Origin of the sequence: Methanofollis formosanus (genome assembly GCF_019633745.1) — an archaeon.
GTDB lineage: Archaea > Halobacteriota > Methanomicrobia > Methanomicrobiales > Methanofollaceae > Methanofollis > Methanofollis formosanus.
On record NZ_CP037968.1, the window covers coordinates 1,536,377 to 1,554,345 of the forward strand.

Consider the following 17,969-nt stretch of genomic DNA (forward strand, 5'->3'; position numbering starts at 1 on the left):
AGAAGAGCAATGAAGAAGAAATATGTTGTCGGGGTGACCGGGGCAAGCGGGATCGTCTATGCCCGCCGCCTCCTCGAAGTGCTCAGCGAGCAGGCGACGGTCTACCTGGTGGTCTCCGAGATCGCCGAGGAGATCGCACGCCACGAAGGGATCGACCTCACCGACCTCCCGGTGATCAGGGAGGACAACCACAACCTCGCCGCCGAGATCGCCAGTGGGTCGTTCAGGTACGACGGGATGGTCGTCGTCCCGTGCTCGATGAAGACCCTGGCCTCGGTCAGCGCCGGGCTCTCGAGCACCCTCATCGCCCGGGCCGCCGACGTCTGTCTCAAGGAGCGGCGACGGTGCATCCTGGTCATGCGCGAGATGCCGCTCTCCAGGGTCCACCTCAAGAACATGCTCGCCGTCGACGAGGCCGGCGCAACGGTGATGGTGGCAAGCCCCCCATTCTATGGGAGACCAGAGACGATCGACGACCTGGTGGACATGGTGGTGGCGCGGATCCTCGACCACCTGGGCGTCGAACACGATATCGGAACACGATGGAGCGGGTATGATGATGCGTAAGTTTATCGACGAGATGCGAGAGCAGGGACTGGTCGACGAGATCGAGCGGCCGGTCTCGACCAGGTTCGAGGCGGCGCAGATGGCGGTGAAGACCGACCGGGTCCTCTACTTCCACGACTGCGACGGGAAAGAGGCGGTGATGAACCTCACCGCCGACCGCAGGGCCCTGGCCGCGGCCCTCGGCGCCGACGAGAAGGGGCTGATCCGGCGGCTGGCCGCGGCGAACTACGACGGAAACCTCAAACCGATGGGCAAACTCGAGATGCGCCCGGCCGACTTCTCTGAGCTCCCGGTGATGACCTTTTACCCGAAGGACGGCGGCCCGTACATCACCGCGGGGATCGTCTTCTCCCGCCTCGACGGCGTGGAGAACGCCTCCATCCACCGGATGATGGTCACCGGCAAGGACCGGGTGGCCGCACGCCTGGTGGAAGGCCGGCACACCTACGTGATGCACCGGGAGGCCCTGGCGCGGGGCGAGCGCCTGCCGATCGCGATGGTGATCGGGGCGCACCCGGCGGTGACGTTTGCGAGCTGCACCCGCGTGCCCGAAGGCCGGGAACTCCAGTTTGCCGCAGAACTCCTCGGCGGCGAGCTCCCGGTCTGGGAGTGCCCCAACGGCGTCCTGGTCCCTGAGGCGGAGATCGTCCTCGAAGGCTATATCGGGAACGAGACCGCCGAGGAAGGCCCATTCGTCGACATCACCGGCACCTACGACTTCGAACGGATTCAGCCGGTCATCGAGTTCACCGGGATGTGGACGAAGGAGAACCCGGTCTACCACTCCATCCTTCCCGGCGGGAGCGAGCACCGTCTCCTGATGGGAGTCCCGTACGAGCCCAAGATCTACCGGGCGGTGGCGGGAGTGACGACGGTGAGGAACGTCGTCCTCACCACCGGCGGGTGCGGCTACCTCCACGGGATCGTGCAGGTCCGCAAGAACACGCAGGGCGACGGGAAGAACGCGATCATGGCGGCCTTCGCGGCGCACACCTCCCTCAAGCATGTGGTGGTCGTGGACGAGGACATCGACCCCTTCGATCCCGAGGACGTGGAGTACGCCATCGCCACCAGGGTGCGGGGCGACCGCGACCTGATGGTGGTCACCGGGGTGCGGGGCTCCTCCCTCGACCCCTGCCGCGAGGGCGACGGGACGAACGTGAAGATCGGGGTCGACGCCACGATGACCCTGGGAGAAGAAGAGAAATTTGTACGTGCCGGATGGGATGAATGATGCAACTGGAACCAGAAGATGAACAGATTCTGAATGGTGAATATGGCGAGACCCGTCAGAAGATGATGGAGCTCCTGGTCGGCCTCGGGAAGGTCTTCGGGGCCGACGAACTCATCCCGATCACGAGCGCCCAGGTGAGCGGGGCCTCATACAAGACCATCGGGAAGTGGGGGCTCGAGTGGCTGCGCAAGATGGACGCAAAGGTCGTGGTCCCGACGGTCCTCAACCCGATCGGAATGGACCGTCTGCGCTGGAAGGAAATGGGGATCCCTGAGGACTTTGCGGCAAAGCAGAAAGAGGTGGTCGAGGCCTACGAACGACTCGGGATCGAACTCGAGTGCACCTGCACGCCGTACTATCTCTCCATCACGCAGTTCGGCGAGCACCTGGCATGGGCCGAGTCTTCGGCGGTCTGTTATGCCAACTCGGTCATCGGGGCGCGGACCAACCGCGAGGGCGGACCGGCGGCCCTGGCCGCGGCGATCATCGGGAAGACCCCCTTCTACGGGCTGCACATCTTCAAAAACCGTCTGCCCGACGTCGGGGTCGTCATCGACGAGCCTTCTGAACTGAAGGACGCCGCGGATTTCGGGGCGCTCGGGTACGTGGCCGGGAAGAGCATCGGGAACAGGATCCCGTTCTTCACCGGTATCAGGCCCAACCGCGACCAGCTCAAGGCGATGGGCGCAGCGATGGCGGCAAGCGGCGCGGTGGCCCTCTTCCATGTGGACACCATCACGCCCGAGACCCGCTTCCCGACCTTCAAAAAGGACGTCCCCGAGACGATCGAGGTGAGCATGGCCGAGGTGCGCGAGGTCTTCTCCGCGATGGACGTCGACGCCGTCGCCGTCGGGTGCCCGCACCTCTCCCCCGAGGAACTCGAAACGCTCGCCACGCTCCTCACCGGCAAGACGGTGACAAAACCCTTCTTCGTCTTCGCGGCCCGCGGCGTCATCGCCGACCACCCGCAGGCGGTCACCGCGATCGAGCGGAGCGGGGCGAAGGTCTATGCCGACACCTGCGTCGTCGTCTCCCCGGCCCTCGACCGCTACGACCGGATCATGGTCAACTCCGGCAAGGCCCTCGCGTATGTCCCGACGATGTGCGGGGCGGTGGCAAGGATCGGCACCCTCGCAGAGTGCGTGACCGTCGCCACGTCGTGAGAGGATCCCAAAACAGCAGGGGGATCTCCCTCCCGGCTCGAGGCGGGGGGAAAGATTCGGTGATGAAGGGGGGGGGCCGGACTGATCACCACACCTCCCCCGTCGTCGCGACTCCGAGGATTGAACCAGGAAGGACGGGGCTGATCTGTATTTCGGAGGGATCTCGCGACGTGCCGTCCCCCGTCCTATCTTTTCGCGAGATGGCAGAAAATAATTCGATGATGAGGGGACGGCGCGGTTGATCATCATCCCTTTCCTGTCGCCGTGACCCCGAGGATTAAGGCGGGACGAGATAAGGTCGATCTGTTTTCAGCGGGGGCACACCACCCCTTGCCGTCCCCCGCTCTATCTTCTCGCGAAAGAACAGAAAAGACTCAGGGATCGGGGACGGCATGGTCTGATCATCACGCCTTCCTGTCGGCATGACCCCGACGATTGAAGCGGGACGGGAGATAATTGATCTTTCTTCAGCGGGGGCACACCGCCCCTTGCCGTCCCCCGCCCTATCTTCTCGCGAGACGGCGGAACAGGTTCGGTGATGGCGGGACGGCGAGTTCTGATCGTCACGCCGTCCCGTCGTCATGACCCCGAAGATAGAACCCGGAACGGAAGAGGGCGATCAATTTTCAGCGGGAGCACACGCTCCGTGCCGTCCCTCGTCCCATCTTCTCGCGAGACGGCAGAACAGATCCAATGATGGGGGACGGCACATCCGATCATCACACTTTTCCTGTCGTCATGACCCCGAAGATGGAACTGGACAGGAGAGAGTACACCAACCTGTGCCGTCCCCCGTCCTATCTTCTCGCGAAGTACCAGAAAAGTCCTGTGACTGCGGGACGGCACACCCGATCACCACACACACCCCATCGTCATGACCCCGAAGATAGAACCGGGAGGGGGGAGAGGCGATCCTATTCAGCGGGATCACGCTCCCCGGGCGCGAGGGCGGCAGTGAAGAAATTCACCTCTCTTCTTTCACCCCATCCTTGACACCGAAGACACCGCCGTCTGCTCACGGGCGGCGATCTCCCTGAGGCCCTCGGGGGTGAGGTCGCCGATGCGGTAGTACCGTCCCCCCGCCTGCTCGGCGATCTCCCGGCAGTAACCGAGCCTGATCCCGAAGGGCGTCTTTCCAGTCGTCTCGGTGTCGATGACGACGGTGTGGATCCCGTTCGCCCTGATCTCCCCGGCGAGACCGAGAACCTCCTCCCGAACCTCGCTTCCCGCCGGACTGTTTGCCCGACCGTCCGAGATGAGCACCATCATCGGGATCATCTCCCCGTTCTTTCTCCGTTCGTTGAGGAGGGCCTCAAGCCCCCTGGAGAGCCCGGCCTGGAGCGGGGTTCTGCCCCCGGTCGGCAGGTCTTCGAGCCGTTTGCGTGCGAGGTCGACGCTCGAGCAGAGAGGGAGGAGGAGGTCGGCCTCCGTCCCCCTGAAGGCCACCAGCCCGATCCGGTCCCGGTGCTGGTATGAATCGAGGAGCATCGAGAGGACCGCCCCTTTCGCCGCTTCCATCCTCTTCTCGGCACCCATGGAACCGCTCGCATCGACGACGAAAAGACACGACGTGGATACCCGGCCGACCCTGACCCGCTCTCTGAGATCGTCCTCCCGGATCGCGACGGCAAGCCCGTTGCGGTCCCGGCGGCGCTGGTAGGGGGCCGCCGCCCTGAGGGTGGCGTCGAGGGCGATGTCCCTCGTGCCGGTCGGGTACCGCGAGGAGAGCACCGTGCCCGCGCGGGTCGCGGAGAGGGTCTCCACCCGTCTCCCCCTCAGGTTCCGCCGCCTCACCCGGTCGCGCCGCCTCGACATCTCCACCCTGGACGGATCGATCGGAGTACCGATATCATAGACCTGCTCTTCGACCTCGCCGCCCTGCGGAGGAGGGGTGTCGGGCATCTCCCCCCTCTCACCGTCGCCGTCCTCCTCCTGCTCGGGCGGCCTCTCGTCCGCCTCCCCCCGGTCCTGGGACCGCTCCTCGCGCTGCTGCTCGGCGTGCTCCATCGCCTCGTCGAGACGGTCCTGGTCAAGTTTCGGTTCTTCGAAGGGTTTTCTCCGCATCCTGTGGGGGAGGGCCAGTTCCATCGCTTCCCTGACATCTTCGGCATCGACCTCGGTGCGTCCGTCGAAGGCGGCGATCGTCCTGGCCGTCCTGACGACGGTGATCTCGGCGCGGTGTGTCCTCACCCCCATCTGGACGCAGGTGCCCACCACGAGCTCGAGGATATCGTCCGAGATTGTGACCGAAGGCAGCAGCCGCTGCGCTTCGAGAACCCGCTCCCTGAGATCCTCCAGATCACGCTCGCAGGATCTACGAAACTCCCGGGGGTCTGCCTCGAATGCCTCGGCGACCTTCACGATTGTCATCCGCTCCGCAACGTCCTCGATCCCCTCGACGCTCACCTGAAGCCCGAAGCGGTCGAGGAGTTGGGGGCGGAGCTCCCCTTCCTCGGGGTTCATCGTCCCGATGAGGATGAAGCGCGCCGGGTGCGAGAGGGAGATCCCCTCGCGTTCGACGACATTCACTCCCATCGCGGCGGCGTCGAGGAGGACGTCGGCTACATGATCGTCGAGGAGATTGACCTCGTCGATGTACAGGACCCCGCGGTTCACCCCCGCGAGGATCCCCGGTTCGATCGCCTTGACCCCCTCCTTGATCGCCCGCTCGATATCGATCGTCCCACAGAGCCGGTCTTCGGTCACCCCCAGCGGGAGGTCGACGACCCTGACCTGTCTCTTCTCTGCAGTGATCCCGCCGTTCTGCATTTTTTCCGCACAGGCCTCGCACATCTCCTGCAGAGAGGCCGGGTTGCAATTGAACGGGCACCCCTCCGAGACCTCGATTTGAGGAAGGAGTTCTGCAAGCGCCCTGACGGCAGTGGACTTTGCGGTCCCTTTCTCTCCTCGGATCAGAACCCCTCCGATCCTGGGATTGATCGCATTGAGAAGAAGGGCCTTTTTCATCTCTTCCTGGCCGATGATCGCAGTGAAGGGGAGGATGTTCCTCCGTGCATGGCAACTCATTCGGAGAAACGTCTTGTCCGCATCGTAATAAACTTTTCATAATTGGTGTTATGAAAAAAGAACCCAATTTTTTTTAATAATATCATGTATCGACCCACTATGAGACCGTCGGCCCGCATACCCCGAGGAGTTTCGCGGCGGGCACCGGGGAGAGGCCTGGAATAATCAGATTAATTCCGTCTGAGATCCATATAATGGCCAATAATAGCGACATACGATTATCATACCTTCACGATACAGAAACCACGATCAAAATCAGAATATGTATCTTGTACAAGATATTATGAATTCATATTACAATGGAGGCAACAATCCCGGACATCATCGAAGTGGAAGCCTTTTCCCATCGGTTCAACACCTTCACGGCCGTCGACAGGATCACCTTCTCGGTCAGGCGCGGCGAGATCTTCTCCCTCCTCGGCCCGAACGGCGCGGGCAAGAGCACCACGATCAACGTCCTCACCACCCTCCTCCCCCTCCAGGATGGGAGGGTCAGGGTTGCCGGACATAACGTCGCCTCCGACCAGGCGGCCGTCAGGCGATCGATCGGCATCGTCTTCCAGAACGAGGTGCTCGACCGCGACCTCACCGTCCGGGAAACCCTCGAGTTTCACGGACGTCTGTACGCCATGCCCCGTGAAGAGAGGACAGCCAGAATCGAGGAACTGATGGACGTCGTCGATCTGACCGAGAAACGCGACGTCAGGACGAAATATCTCTCCGGCGGCATGCGCCGGCGGCTTGAGATCGCCAGGGGCCTCATGACACGGCCGGATGTCCTCTTCCTGGACGAACCCACCATCGGGCTCGATCCCCAGACCAGGATCCGGATCTGGGAGTATATCAGGCGCGTGAACGAAGAGGGGACGACCATCTTTCTCACGACCCACTACATGGACGAAGCCGACCGCCTGAGCGACCGGATCGGCATCATCGACCACGGCCGGATCATCGCCGGCGGGACGCCCGACGAGCTGAAGAACACCCTCGGAAACGATATGATCTACATGGAGACCGACAACAATGACCGTGCCGCCGCTCTGCTCGGCGGTGTCGAGAACATTCATTCGATCCGGACGGTCGGGAACGGCATCACCGCCGTCACGAACGAGGACGGGACCAGGTGTCTCCCGAAGATCTTCGACACCCTCTCGACCGACGGGATCGGACTCGCCGCGGTCAACCTCAAGAAACCCTCGATGGACGACGTCTTCATCCACTACACCGGCAGGGCGATCCGCGAGGAGGACACCGGCAAAGTCCATCCTCACCAGAGGAGACGGAGGTGAGGCGGATGGCATGGGAGTTTTCAACCGTCTTCTGGCGCGACATGCTCAGGTTCGTCCGCTTCAGGTCGCTCCTCATCTCATCCCTCCTCCAGCCCGCGATCTGGATGGCGCTCTTCGGGATCGCGATGTCGAGCAACTTCAACCGGTTCGGCTCGTTCGCCCCTCCTCCCCCGGGGGTCACCGCGGTCGGGTACCTGACCTTCATGGCGGCCGGAGTGATCGCCATGACCTCGATGTTCACCAGTCTCTCCGGCGGGATGAGTCTGATCTTCGACAAGACCTTCGGGCTCATGCGGGAGATGCTCGCGAGTCCGATGCCGCGGAGTCACCTGCTTGCAGGGATCGGCCTCTCCGGCGTCACGAAGGCCTGCATCCAGTCGGTGATCATCATGGCGTTCGGCCTCCTCATCGGGGTCAGTTTCTTTCAGGATCAGTCGCTCCCCGAGGCGCTCGTCTCAGTCATGGGCATCCTCGTCTTCGTCGGCGTCTTCTCGCTGGGTTTCCTCTTCCTCTCCTCGGCCATCGCGCTCAAGCAGGAGAGCCACGAGGGGATGCAGGGGATCATCACGCTGCTCTCGATGCCGCTCTTCTTCACGTCCAATGCCCTCTATCCGGTCGAGAACTTCCCGACCGTGCTCAAGGCCATCGCGGTCGTCAACCCCCTCACCTACCTCGTCACCGGGATCCGGTCCTTCGCCATCGGCGACCACTTCTTTGCATTCGGGCACGAGTACTGCTACACCTCGGGCGACATCCTCCTCGCCTTCGGTGCGCTCTGCCTCTTCACGCTGGTCACCTTCACGCTGGCCTGGCATGCGGTGAAGCATGTGGTGCTGACATGATACCGCCGGTGGGGATCACCGAGCACCGGATCGTTCATCACGGATCAAAACGATCTCATCTCATGTCTCTTCGACGGAATTCAACCGCACAAATCGCAGAACCCGACCTCACACCGGGCGACACCGTCGACCTCGCCGCCCTCAGGGCGATGAAAGAGACCGACGATATCGAGGTCTGGGTCTACTTCGACGAAGACCTCGCCCGCTCCTCCTCCATCGAGGCAGACCTGGAGGCCTTCGAGTTCGTCGCCGAACCGGCCCGCCCCTTCCTCGAACTCCGCCGTTTCCTCCAGTACATGGAGAGCAGGGAACCGGGGTTCACGGCAACTATCAAGAACCTGAAGACTGAAGTCGTCGCCGTCGGCGAACGCAAAGCCTTCTGCGCCTGCGTCCTCTGCCCCAGGCCGTACGTGAAGGTGCTGCTGAGGTAGAGACAGCGGCGCCGTTCACCTCCCCGGCACCCATACAACTATCATACCTCCGACGATCCCCCCGCCATGGACAGGAAGACGATCCTCATCGCGCTCCTCATCATAGCAGCCCTCTTTTCAGCCGGGTGCACCGGAGGAGGAGGCGAGCGGCAGGGGAACGGTCCGGGAGACGGCCCGCAGATCACCGCGGGGATCTCCGGCGGCCTGAACGCCACCGAAGAGGCCGACATCCTCTATCTCAGGGAAGAAGAAAAACTGGCCCGCGATGCCTACACCTCTTTCTACGACCTCTTCGGCATGCAGATCTTTGAAAACATCGCACAATCCGAACAGACGCATATGGACGCCTTCAAAACCCTCATCGACCGCTATGGCCTCGACGATCCGGCACAGGCGGAGGCGGGACGATTCACCAACGAGAGCCTCCAGGAGATGTACGATACACTGACGACCGAGGGGGCGGCCTCGGAGACCGCGGCCCTCAGGATCGCCGCAACGATCGAGGAGACCGACATCGTCGACCTGCAGGAGGCGCTGGGTCGCACGGACAACGCCGATATCACGCAGGTGTACACCTCGCTGATGCAGGGTTCGGAGAACCATCTCCGGGCATTCGTGAGAAACCTCGGACAATCGGGGATCGAGTACGTGCCGGTCGTGCTCGCCGAGGAGGAGTTTGAGACGATCATCGGCGGAGGGACGCTCGTCCTCTGAGAGGGGCAGGACACACCGACGATCCTCACGCAAGACAGCAGAATAGACCAGGTGAAGGAAGACGGTGCGTTCCTGATCGTCACGCCGTCCCCGATCCAAAACCCTGAAGAGAGGAGCAGGACGGCCAGGACAGAAAAACCGATCCTTCCTCTCATGACAGAATAGCGGAGGAGCACACCACTTCATGCTGTCCCCCGCCAATCTTCGTCGTGGGGGGTCCGGGGGGGTGCAACCCCCCGGTGGGAGACGACAGAATAGATTCGACAAGAAAGGGACGGCACATTTCGATCATACGCCTTCCCGCACCACCGTACCGGGGGCGCTGCCCCCGGACCCCCGGGATGAAGATAGGGCCGGGAAGGCGAAGTCAATGAACATGAAGAGGATATTGCCGTCCCACGCCCATCGATCGCGCGGGGGTCCGAGAGACACGCTGTTCCATCGGGAGATGCATAGACCCGGATTAATAACTTTATATATCGACGGACGAATCTCCTGGTCAGACGCGCCGTCGCAATCCGTGGCGACGGTGTCGATGTTCTCGAACCGGAAAGGCGAGGCCATATGAAATTCAGGAATTTGAGAGGAAATAATCATCTCATACTCTTCTCACTCGTGCTTCTGAGCATCACGGGAGTAATGGGTGTCGATGCGATGCAGACGGATCGGCCGTACGTCTATGAACTCCGTGACCTGGACAACCCGATGACAGAAGCCGAGATCATGGATCTCCAAGAGAACCTCACCGCAAACCTGAGCCGCCACATCGGTCCGGGCACCGGGAACCAACCGATCTTCGCCTCCGCATATCCGATGATCCCGGAGAACGGGACGATCGTGGCCTACGGGTTTTCCATCGATGAAGAGGGTACGACCCACCAGATGATGGGCGTCGTCGATGACGAGAGCGACATCGAGGCCGTCCACGAGAAAGCCGGTCAATGGCTCGAAGAGATCAGAAACGAGCCCGACCCTCTTTCATTCCCGGATGTCCCGGACGGGTGGATCACCCTCTCTGAAGGCGACTATTATTATGAAGCCAGGCCGTACGGGGCTGTCGAGAACAATTTCGAACTCTATTACCATACCGTCGAAGCCGATCCCGATCACGAATGGTACGCCGTACAACAAACATTCTCGATGGACCCAGGATTCCATAGATGGAGAGAGGATTCCTGGAGCAAATGGGCAGGTGAATCAGGCCGATGCTGGAACAACTGGTCATATGCCGCCCCCACCCTTCATCCCTCGTTACATGACCACGAACCTCTCGGAACGCGGGTCGGACTGGAAAATCTCCTGTCCGTCTACATCGAGGACAACAGCGATCCGGTCACCAGAACGGCACGATGGGATCTGTCCATCACCTCCCCTGAAGCGAAAAAAACAGAACAGAGATGGAATTTCAGAAGCTCGATGGTGACACACATCTCTGATGCCGCCGGCGAATACTGTCTGAGGTCATCCCAAAACTCTCCAGATCATGATTCCACATGCGAACGTGATCAATCCGAGGAATGATTCTTCTTTTCTTTCATGCCTTGGAGCAATCTTCTTAAATGCTTCAATCCAACTAAAAAATCGTTCGATGGCCCCTCTTTTCTTGTAAAGTTCTGGATCAAAGGTTACGGTTCTTTTTTTCTTTGGATCTTTCGTGTTTCTTGTATTTATTGGAATATTGCTCTTTATTCTGTTTTGGTCATTGTATGCTCTTATTTTTATTGAATCGTACGCTGGATCTGCGGATATGAATGTTGGTTTGAATTTATTCCCAAAAGACGTGAATCCTTCAAGGGTTTGCATATAAAGTGTTGAATCGTGGATATTTGCAGGGGATATAACACAAGAAAGTGGTCTACCGTTTCGATCGACCAATACGCTTAGTTTATTCCCTTTTATTCTCTTATGGCCATCAAATCCGATGATACCCCTTTTTTTGCGGGAATAGACTTCGTATCAATCGAACAATGGGAAAGATCAACGATTTTGAGATCGTATCCTCGCTGAAGAAGATCAAAAAATATGCCCTGATAGGCCCTGTTCTCGCAGAGATATTGATGAAATCGATGTACCGTCGATTTTGTTCCATATTTTTCGGGAACATCGCTCCATGTACATCCAGTAGTAAGAACAAAGAGAATTCCATTCATTAAAAGACGAAGATCAGAACGCGGTCGTCCAGTGTGAGGCTTCTGAGGGGGAAGGTAATCGCTGATGATTGACCAGAGGTTATCATCGATCTCGCTGAATGCCACGATATGGAGTTTTAATCACATGTGATTTATAATTCAGCAATGTGACTATGGGATCACTTTTGGGATATGCTCTCTAACACGCCTCTGGGCTCAGGGAAGATTCGTCGATCCCACGTCCCCGTGGTATGATCGTCGGTATCGTGACCTCGGGATCGGATGGGATCTGCGGGTCGAGTACGAGCAGATCTCAGACCTCGCTTCACCCGTTCCCGTCATCCGCGCCGGGGGTACCCCCGGCGGCTCCTCGGGGCGGGGATGAAGACGGGAGGGGTTCGAAATTTTGAGCGTTGCTTGTCCCCCCATCAGAACAGAAAAATCATGATCCGAGAACAGGACTCAAGACAAAACCGATCGACGTCAAACGAGGAGACGCACGACGCCGCACCCACCTTACCTCATCGCGGGGGGTCCGGGGGGCACGGCAGAAAAATCTCTCCTGATGGGGACGGCCGGCCCGATCGTCACGCTGTCCCGCCCTCGCGACCACGAAGATAGAACACAGACAGAAGAGAGTCAGAACTATTTTCAGAGGGAACGCGCACCCGCACCGCCCCTCACGCGAGACGGCGGAACGATTCCACGATCAGGGACGGCACACCTGATCAGATCACGCCTCGTGCCTGCTCACACCGAAGAAAAAAACCACCCGGAAAATACACGCCGTCGCCCGGCATCCTCTTCAAAAACAGCACGGCACAGAGTCAGCGACGCCCCTCCTGCCTGCAGCCAGGAGAGACAGAAGGGACTCCGCCACTGTCCACATCGAAAAAAATTATTCTGGAGAGAGGGAATTCACGCCAGATAGTCGTCAGGCTTCGGGATCTGTTCCTTCAGACCCTTACGCTTCCTGATGCTCATCACGACCTCGTTGAGGAGGCCGGCAGGCACCGTCTCGAACCCGGCGAACTCGGTGGACCACATCGCACGACCCTCGGTCGCCGACCTGATGTCGCCCGCGAACCCGAAGAGTTCGGCCACCGGCGCCTTACCGACGACGGTGATCGTGTCGCCGATGCTCTGCATGTCGAAGACCTGCCCGCGCCGGCCCTGGATCTGGCCCGTTGCGGCACCCATCTGTTCCATCGGAACGGTGACCTGGATCTTCTGCATCGGCTCAAGGAGCGTGTCGCCTGCCATGAGGATACCGGCCTTGACCGCCGACCTGACCGCAGGGATGACCTGGGCCGGACCACGGTGGATGGCGTCCTCGTGGAGTTTCACATCCATGAGGCGGATCTTGAGGTTCTGAACCTCTTCCTCGGCGAGCGGACCGCCGGCGAGTGCCTCGCGCCAGCCCTCGAGCACCAGTTCCATCGTCTCGTTGAGGTACTGGATACCCTTGGTCATGTCGAAGAAGGCGTTCGTGCCCTGGATGGCCTTGATGTTCTTGGCCTCGTCCTTGTCGATGCCTGCGTTCATCAGGAGCTCACGCCGCTCCAGTTCGGGCAGGTTCATCGAGAGATCGCCGCTCTTGATCAGCTCGACGACCTCAGGGGCCATCGGTTCGAGTTCGATGTAGAACCTGTTGTGGCGGTTCGGGGACTTGCCCTCCACCGGACCGGCCTTCTGGGAAGCGGTCTCACGGTAGACGACGATCGGCGGGGAGGTGACGATCTCGACACCCTTGTCCCTCGCGATCCTCCCGGTGATGATCTCGAGGTGGAGCTCGCCCATCCCTGAGATGAGGTGCTCGCCGGTCTCCTCGTTGATGGTGACCTTGACGGTCGGGTCTTCCTTGGCGACCTGCCTGAGCACGGTGACGAGCTTCGGGAGGTCCTTCATGTTCTTCGCCTCGACGGCGACGGTCATGACCGGCTCGGAGTAGTGCTGGAGAGACTCGAACGGGGTCATGTCCATCATCGAGGTGACGGTGGAACCGACGATGGCGTCCTTGAGACCGGTGACGGCGGCGATGTTGCCGGCACAGAGGGTCTCGACCTCGATCCTCTCGGGGCCCATGAAGATACCGACCTGCTGGAGACGGTTCGCCTTGCCGGCGGTGCCTGAGATGAAGACCTCGTCACCGCGCTTGAGGGTGCCGGAGAAGAGACGACCGGTCGCGACCTCGCCCGCGTGGGGGTCGAAGGAGATGTCGGTGACCATCATGGCGATCGGGCCCTTCGGGTCGCAGTCGATCATGGCCTTGCCGACCGGGGATTCGTAGTCGCCGTGCCAGATGATATGGACACGGCGGTCCTGTGCCTCGATCGGGTTGGGCAGGTGCTTGACCACCATATCGAGAAGGACTTCCGCGAGCGGGCTCTTCTTCGCGAGGGTCTTCATGTCCTCGGCGCGGCAGCGGTCAAAGACCTCGCCGAAGTTCACGCCCGACTTCTTCATGAACGGGACCGAGACGGCCCAGTTGTACAGCGCCGAACCGAAGGCGACGGTGCCGAGTGCAGCGTCGAGCTTCCAGCCGTCGTTGTACATCTTCTCGTTCATGCCCTTGATGAGCTTGTTCACCTTGTCGATGACGCGGCCGAGACGGATCTGCATCTCAGTGGCATCGACCTGGAGCTCGTTGATCAGGCGGTCGACCTTGTTGATGAAGAGAACCGGCTTGACACCCTCCTTGAGGGCCTGCCGCAGCACCGTCTCGGTCTGGGGCATGGTACCCTCGACGGCGTCCACGACGACGACCGCACCGTCCACCGCACGCATCGCACGGGTGACGTCGCCGCCGAAGTCGACGTGACCGGGGGTGTCGATCATGTTGATGAGATACTCGTCGCCGGAGTACTCGTGGACCATCGAGACGTTGGAGGAGTCGATGGTGATCCCACGGGCCTGCTCCTCCTCGTCGGAGTCCATGAAGAGCTGACGACCGGCGAGTTCCTCGGAGATCATGCCGGCACCTGCAAGCAGGTTGTCAGAGAGGGTGGTCTTTCCGTGGTCGATGTGTGCTACGATACCAATGTTACGGATCCGCTCCGGCTTGTCCATCAGCTCGGTGACCCGCTCTACCATCTTTTTTCTTCTAGTCATGGGAGTGCCTCAGAACTCAAAAAAAAGTATTTACCGTGCAGCCTTGGCAACACGCTCGCGTTCCTCTTTCTTGGAGACCGAGAAACACTTGGCGTCGGCCTTGGCCGCGGCAATCAACTCGTCGGCAAGGACGTCGGAGGCCGAGCGCTTGCTCTTGTGCGAGCCGTTGTAGGTCGCGGTGGCGATGAACCCGATCGCGGCGTCCACCCGGCGCTGCGGGGCGGTGTCGACCGACTTGGGGACGTTGATACCACCGTATTTCAGCCGGACGGTCTCCTCGCGGGGGCCCGCATTGCCGACGGCATCGACGAGCACCTGGACCGGGTTCTTCTTCGTCTTCTGGTAGATCCGCTCGAAGGCCTGCTCGACGATCCCGATGGCCAGCTGCTTCTTGCCGGTGTTGTGTTCGGTCTGCATGATCTTGTTGATCAGCCGCTCGACGATGAGCATCTCGCTCTTTGCGAACTGCTGCTGCGAGAGCTTCCCGCAGGAGTGCGGCACGATCATGGAGGTGAGGTTGACGTACCTGACAAGACCGGGGTCGTTGATCTGCACCTCAGAGAGGTCCCACTTGTTGAAGAGGAGCCTCTTCACGCCGCTTTCCTGCGGCTGCTCTTCTGCCTGGACAGGAACTTCTACATCAGTCATCACAATCACCTGCGCGGCTTCTCCTTACGGCCAAGAACCATCTCAGGGAGCGAGACGTCGTTGACCTTGGTCACTGCAAAACGGACACCAGGGATATCACCCTTGGAACGGCCGAGACGGCCGCCGATACCCTCGATCGTCACTTCGTCGTGCTCGTCGATGAAGTTGATCGCACCGTCGCCGACGGCGAATGCCGTGACCTGACGACCGTTCTTGATCAGTTGTACGCGCACGCACTTCCTGATCGCGGAGTTCGGCTGTTTTGCTTCGACACCGATCTTCTCGAGCACGATGCCGCGGGCCTGCGGGGCGCCCTCGAGCGGGTCGGACTTGATGTCGAGCATTAATTCACGACGTGCGTAGTTCACGTCGTTCCAACGAGTCTTGTTGGCCTCACGCTTCAGCTTTCTGGCTGCAAATTTTCCCTTTCCCATTGAATACCCTCTCTGGAGTCGAATTCCTGGATGTGGATACTCCTCACTGTGGTATATACCAAAGCGCGGATTGAATTTATGTATTGTCCATCATCCTGAAATCTGGTAGTATTCATGGGACGTACTCTATAATAATCTTATATCCCTACCCGTCGAATGATACGTAATGGTCACCTGTATCTACAAGGTCACGCACTTTGACGCGAGCCACCGTTTGCTCCATTATCAGGGCAAATGCAACCGGCTCCACGGCCACCGCTGGCAGGTGGAGGTCTGGGTGAAGGGGACGCCCGACCCGCAGACCGGGATCCTCATCGACTTCAATACCATGAAGGATGTGGTGGACCGCTTCGACCACCAGGTCGTCCTCAATGAGGACGACCCCATGGTCGAGTGCCTGGGGCATTTCCAGGAGGTCGTGACCACGAGAGGCGACCCGACGAGCGAGGTGCTCGCGGAGGTCATCGCCGCCCTCATCAACGAGGCGTGTGCCGACGAGGGGAGCGATGCGAAGGTGACCAAGATCAGGGTCTGGGAGGCCGAGACCTGTTACGCGGAGATCGAGTATGCGGGTCTGTGAGATCTTCGGTTCTCTCCAGGGGGAGGGGAGGCACCAGGGCCGTCCCACCACCTTCGTCCGTCTTGCCGGGTGCAACCTGCGGTGCCGGTGGTGCGACACGCCGGGGGCACAGGACCCGCGCCACGGTGAGGAGGCGAGTGTCGACGTCGTCCTCGACCAGGTCTGGCGGATGCGTCGGCGGCACGTCTGCATCACGGGCGGCGAACCCCTGCTCCAGGTCGAGGAGGTGGCCGAGATGTGCCGCCGCCTTCACCGGATGGACTACACCGTCGAGATCGAGACGAACGGGACCGTCGACTTCAGGCCGGTGCAGCCGTTTGCGTCGGTCTGCATGGACGTGAAGTGTCCGTCGTCAGGGGAGAAGAGCGACATCGCTCTTCTCCAGCATATCAGGCCGTCCGACTCGGTGAAGTTCGTCGTCGGCGATGCCCGCGACCTGGAGTATGCCGAGCAGGTCATCACCCGCTGCCCGGTCCGCGGCGAGATCTTCGTCTCGCCGGTCTACGGGTCGGACGAGCGGGGGATCGCCGCCTGGGTGCTCGAGTCGGGCCTGCCGGTGCGGTTCCAGATCCAGCTCCACAAACACCTGGAGATGAGATAACAATGCGAGCGGTATGCCTGCTGTCAGGCGGGATGGACTCGACCACCCTCAGCTATGTCGCAGCCGATATGGGCTACGAGATCCTGGCCCTCCACCTCACCTACGGCCAGTTGACCGAGGAGAAGGAACGGGCCTGTGCAAAAAAGATCGCCGGGCTTCTCGGTGCCGAGGAGTTCTGCGAGGTGGACGTGGGATACTTCAGCCAGTTCGGGGCGAGCGCCCTGGTTGACCCCTCGATCCCTGTCAAGGACTTCAGGGACGAGGAGGAAGAGGGTGTCCCCAGGACCTATGTCCCGTTCAGGAACGGGAACCTTCTCGCGATGGCGGTCAGTTATGCCGAGTCGCGGGACGCCGACGCCGTCTTTATCGGGGTCCAGTCCTCCGACTACTCCGGGTACCCGGACTGCAGGCCCGAGTTCATCGAGGCGTTCCAGCGTGCGGTGGACCTGGGGACCGCCCGGGAAAAGCCGATCACCCTGATGACGCCCTTCGTCAGGATGAACAAGACCGAGATCCTGAGGAAGGGCGTGGCCCTCGGCGTGCCGTACGAGCACACCTGGTCCTGCTACCAGAGTTCGGACGCCGCCTGCGGGGTCTGCGAGTCCTGTCACTTCAGGCTCGAAGCCTTCAGGGCCCTGGGGATCGAGGACCCGATACCATACAGGGAGAGAGCATGACAGAGATCTATTCAGGAAAACGTCTGAAAGTCGAGTTGAACCGGTTCACCCTACCGGACGGACGGGAGAAGGAGCGGGTCGTGGTGAGGCCGGGGAACGCCGCGGTGATGCTCCCGATCGAGGATGACCACTGCTATCTGATCCGGCAGTACCGGTTTGCGATCGGGGAATACATCTACGAGGCCCCGGCCGGCACCCTCGATCCCGGCGAAGAACCGGTCGAGACAGCGCACCGGGAGTTGATCGAGGAGTGCGGACTTGCGGCGGCGGAGATGATCCCCCACGGGTTCATCTATACCACGCCGGGGTTCTCGGACGAGCAGATCTACCTCTTCGAGGCTCGGGGGCTGACGCCGTCGCACGAGTACGAGCCCGACGACGACGAGATGATCGAGGTGGTCCGGGTGCCGCTCGCCGAGGTGAAGGCGATGTGCCGGGACGGCCGGATCGCCGACGCCAAGACGATCGCGATCATCTGCCGGTGCCTCAGATGAGGGCCCGGACGCCGGAAACGCGCGTAAT

18 protein-coding genes are annotated in these 17,969 nt (G+C 60.7%); 12 read left to right on the forward strand and 6 right to left on the reverse strand.

Annotated elements, in window-relative coordinates:
• Positions 1 to 9 precede the first annotated feature (9 nt).
• Genes E2N92_RS06935 through E2N92_RS06945 form a run of 3 tightly spaced genes read left to right on the forward strand, consistent with a single transcriptional unit; the run spans position 10 to position 2,964 of the window.
• Positions 10 to 567: a UbiX family flavin prenyltransferase gene (locus E2N92_RS06935; protein ID WP_220680485.1), complete on the forward strand. Its 558-nt coding sequence runs from the start codon at positions 10 to 12 to the stop codon at positions 565 to 567.
• Complete coding sequence (locus E2N92_RS06940) at positions 560 to 1,801, forward strand: UbiD family decarboxylase (protein ID WP_220682965.1); 1,242 nt, start codon at positions 560 to 562, stop codon at positions 1,799 to 1,801. The genes E2N92_RS06935 and E2N92_RS06940 overlap by 8 nt, the downstream gene beginning before the upstream one ends.
• Positions 1,801 to 2,964 (forward strand): aconitase X, encoded by a 1,164-nt coding sequence (locus tag E2N92_RS06945; protein ID WP_220680486.1) that lies wholly within the window; start codon positions 1,801 to 1,803, stop codon positions 2,962 to 2,964. The genes E2N92_RS06940 and E2N92_RS06945 overlap by 1 nt, the downstream gene beginning before the upstream one ends.
• Positions 2,965 to 3,942: 978 nt before the next feature.
• Here the strand turns inward: E2N92_RS06945 and E2N92_RS06950 are convergent.
• The gene (locus tag E2N92_RS06950; protein WP_220680487.1) at positions 3,943 to 5,991 is read right to left on the reverse strand and encodes a putative cobaltochelatase; all 2,049 of its coding nucleotides are present in this window, start codon (positions 5,989 to 5,991) and stop codon (positions 3,943 to 3,945) included.
• 299 nt (positions 5,992 to 6,290) lie between these two features.
• Here E2N92_RS06950 and E2N92_RS06955 point away from each other — a divergent pair, with 299 nt between their 5' ends.
• From E2N92_RS06955 to E2N92_RS06975, 5 genes are all read left to right on the forward strand, one after another.
• Positions 6,291 to 7,280 carry an ATP-binding cassette domain-containing protein gene (locus E2N92_RS06955; protein ID WP_220680488.1) on the forward strand — a complete coding sequence of 330 codons (990 nt, stop codon included), beginning with the start codon at positions 6,291 to 6,293 and terminating at the stop codon, positions 7,278 to 7,280.
• Positions 7,281 to 7,285: 5 nt separating this feature from the next.
• Complete coding sequence (locus E2N92_RS06960) at positions 7,286 to 8,122, forward strand: ABC transporter permease (RefSeq protein WP_220680489.1); 837 nt, start codon at positions 7,286 to 7,288, stop codon at positions 8,120 to 8,122.
• 62 nt (positions 8,123 to 8,184) lie between these two features.
• Positions 8,185 to 8,553, forward strand: a complete 369-nt coding sequence (locus tag E2N92_RS06965; RefSeq protein ID WP_220680490.1) for a hypothetical protein — start codon at positions 8,185 to 8,187, stop codon at positions 8,551 to 8,553.
• Between the two features lie 66 nt (positions 8,554 to 8,619).
• A complete protein-coding gene (locus tag E2N92_RS06970) occupies positions 8,620 to 9,267 on the forward strand; it encodes a DUF2202 domain-containing protein (protein WP_220680491.1) in 648 nt (215 codons plus the stop codon).
• Positions 9,268 to 9,921: 654 nt separating this feature from the next.
• Complete coding sequence (locus E2N92_RS06975; RefSeq protein WP_220680492.1) at positions 9,922 to 10,788, forward strand: hypothetical protein; 867 nt, start codon at positions 9,922 to 9,924, stop codon at positions 10,786 to 10,788.
• Here the strand turns inward: E2N92_RS06975 and E2N92_RS06980 are convergent.
• The 5 genes from E2N92_RS06980 to E2N92_RS07000 all read right to left on the reverse strand — a co-directional run bounded on the left by E2N92_RS06980 (position 10,729) and on the right by E2N92_RS07000 (position 15,589).
• Positions 10,729 to 11,142, reverse strand: coding sequence for a transposase (locus E2N92_RS06980; protein ID WP_246589139.1), 414 nt, complete (start codon positions 11,140 to 11,142; stop codon positions 10,729 to 10,731). The genes E2N92_RS06975 and E2N92_RS06980 overlap by 60 nt on opposite strands.
• Before the next feature lie 20 nt (positions 11,143 to 11,162).
• Positions 11,163 to 11,522, reverse strand: coding sequence for a transposase (locus E2N92_RS06985; protein ID WP_220680493.1), 360 nt, complete (start codon positions 11,520 to 11,522; stop codon positions 11,163 to 11,165).
• A gap of 792 nt (positions 11,523 to 12,314) precedes the next feature.
• Entirely contained in the window at positions 12,315 to 14,507 is a 2,193-nt protein-coding gene (locus E2N92_RS06990; RefSeq protein WP_220680494.1) for an elongation factor EF-2, read from the reverse strand.
• 30 nt (positions 14,508 to 14,537) lie between these two features.
• The gene (locus E2N92_RS06995) at positions 14,538 to 15,155 is read right to left on the reverse strand and encodes a 30S ribosomal protein S7 (RefSeq protein WP_220680495.1); all 618 of its coding nucleotides are present in this window, start codon (positions 15,153 to 15,155) and stop codon (positions 14,538 to 14,540) included.
• A gap of 5 nt (positions 15,156 to 15,160) precedes the next feature.
• On the reverse strand, positions 15,161 to 15,589 hold the full coding sequence (locus E2N92_RS07000) for a 30S ribosomal protein S12 (protein WP_220680496.1): 429 nt from the start codon (positions 15,587 to 15,589) through the stop codon (positions 15,161 to 15,163).
• 166 nt (positions 15,590 to 15,755) lie between these two features.
• On the opposite strand from E2N92_RS07000, the gene E2N92_RS07005 reads away from it, so the two are divergent.
• The 4 genes from E2N92_RS07005 to E2N92_RS07020 are packed head-to-tail and all read left to right on the forward strand — an operon-like array spanning position 15,756 to position 17,941.
• Positions 15,756 to 16,169, forward strand: a complete 414-nt coding sequence (locus E2N92_RS07005) for a 6-carboxytetrahydropterin synthase (protein ID WP_220680497.1) — start codon at positions 15,756 to 15,758, stop codon at positions 16,167 to 16,169.
• On the forward strand, positions 16,156 to 16,770 hold the full coding sequence (locus E2N92_RS07010; RefSeq protein ID WP_220680498.1) for a 7-carboxy-7-deazaguanine synthase QueE: 615 nt from the start codon (positions 16,156 to 16,158) through the stop codon (positions 16,768 to 16,770). The genes E2N92_RS07005 and E2N92_RS07010 overlap by 14 nt, the downstream gene beginning before the upstream one ends.
• Positions 16,771 to 16,772: 2 nt before the next feature.
• Entirely contained in the window at positions 16,773 to 17,447 is a 675-nt protein-coding gene (queC, locus tag E2N92_RS07015; protein WP_220680499.1) for a 7-cyano-7-deazaguanine synthase QueC, read from the forward strand.
• Positions 17,444 to 17,941, forward strand: coding sequence for an NUDIX hydrolase (locus E2N92_RS07020; protein ID WP_220680500.1), 498 nt, complete (start codon positions 17,444 to 17,446; stop codon positions 17,939 to 17,941). Before queC ends, E2N92_RS07020 begins: the two co-directional genes overlap by 4 nt.
• Positions 17,942 to 17,969 lie beyond the last annotated feature (28 nt).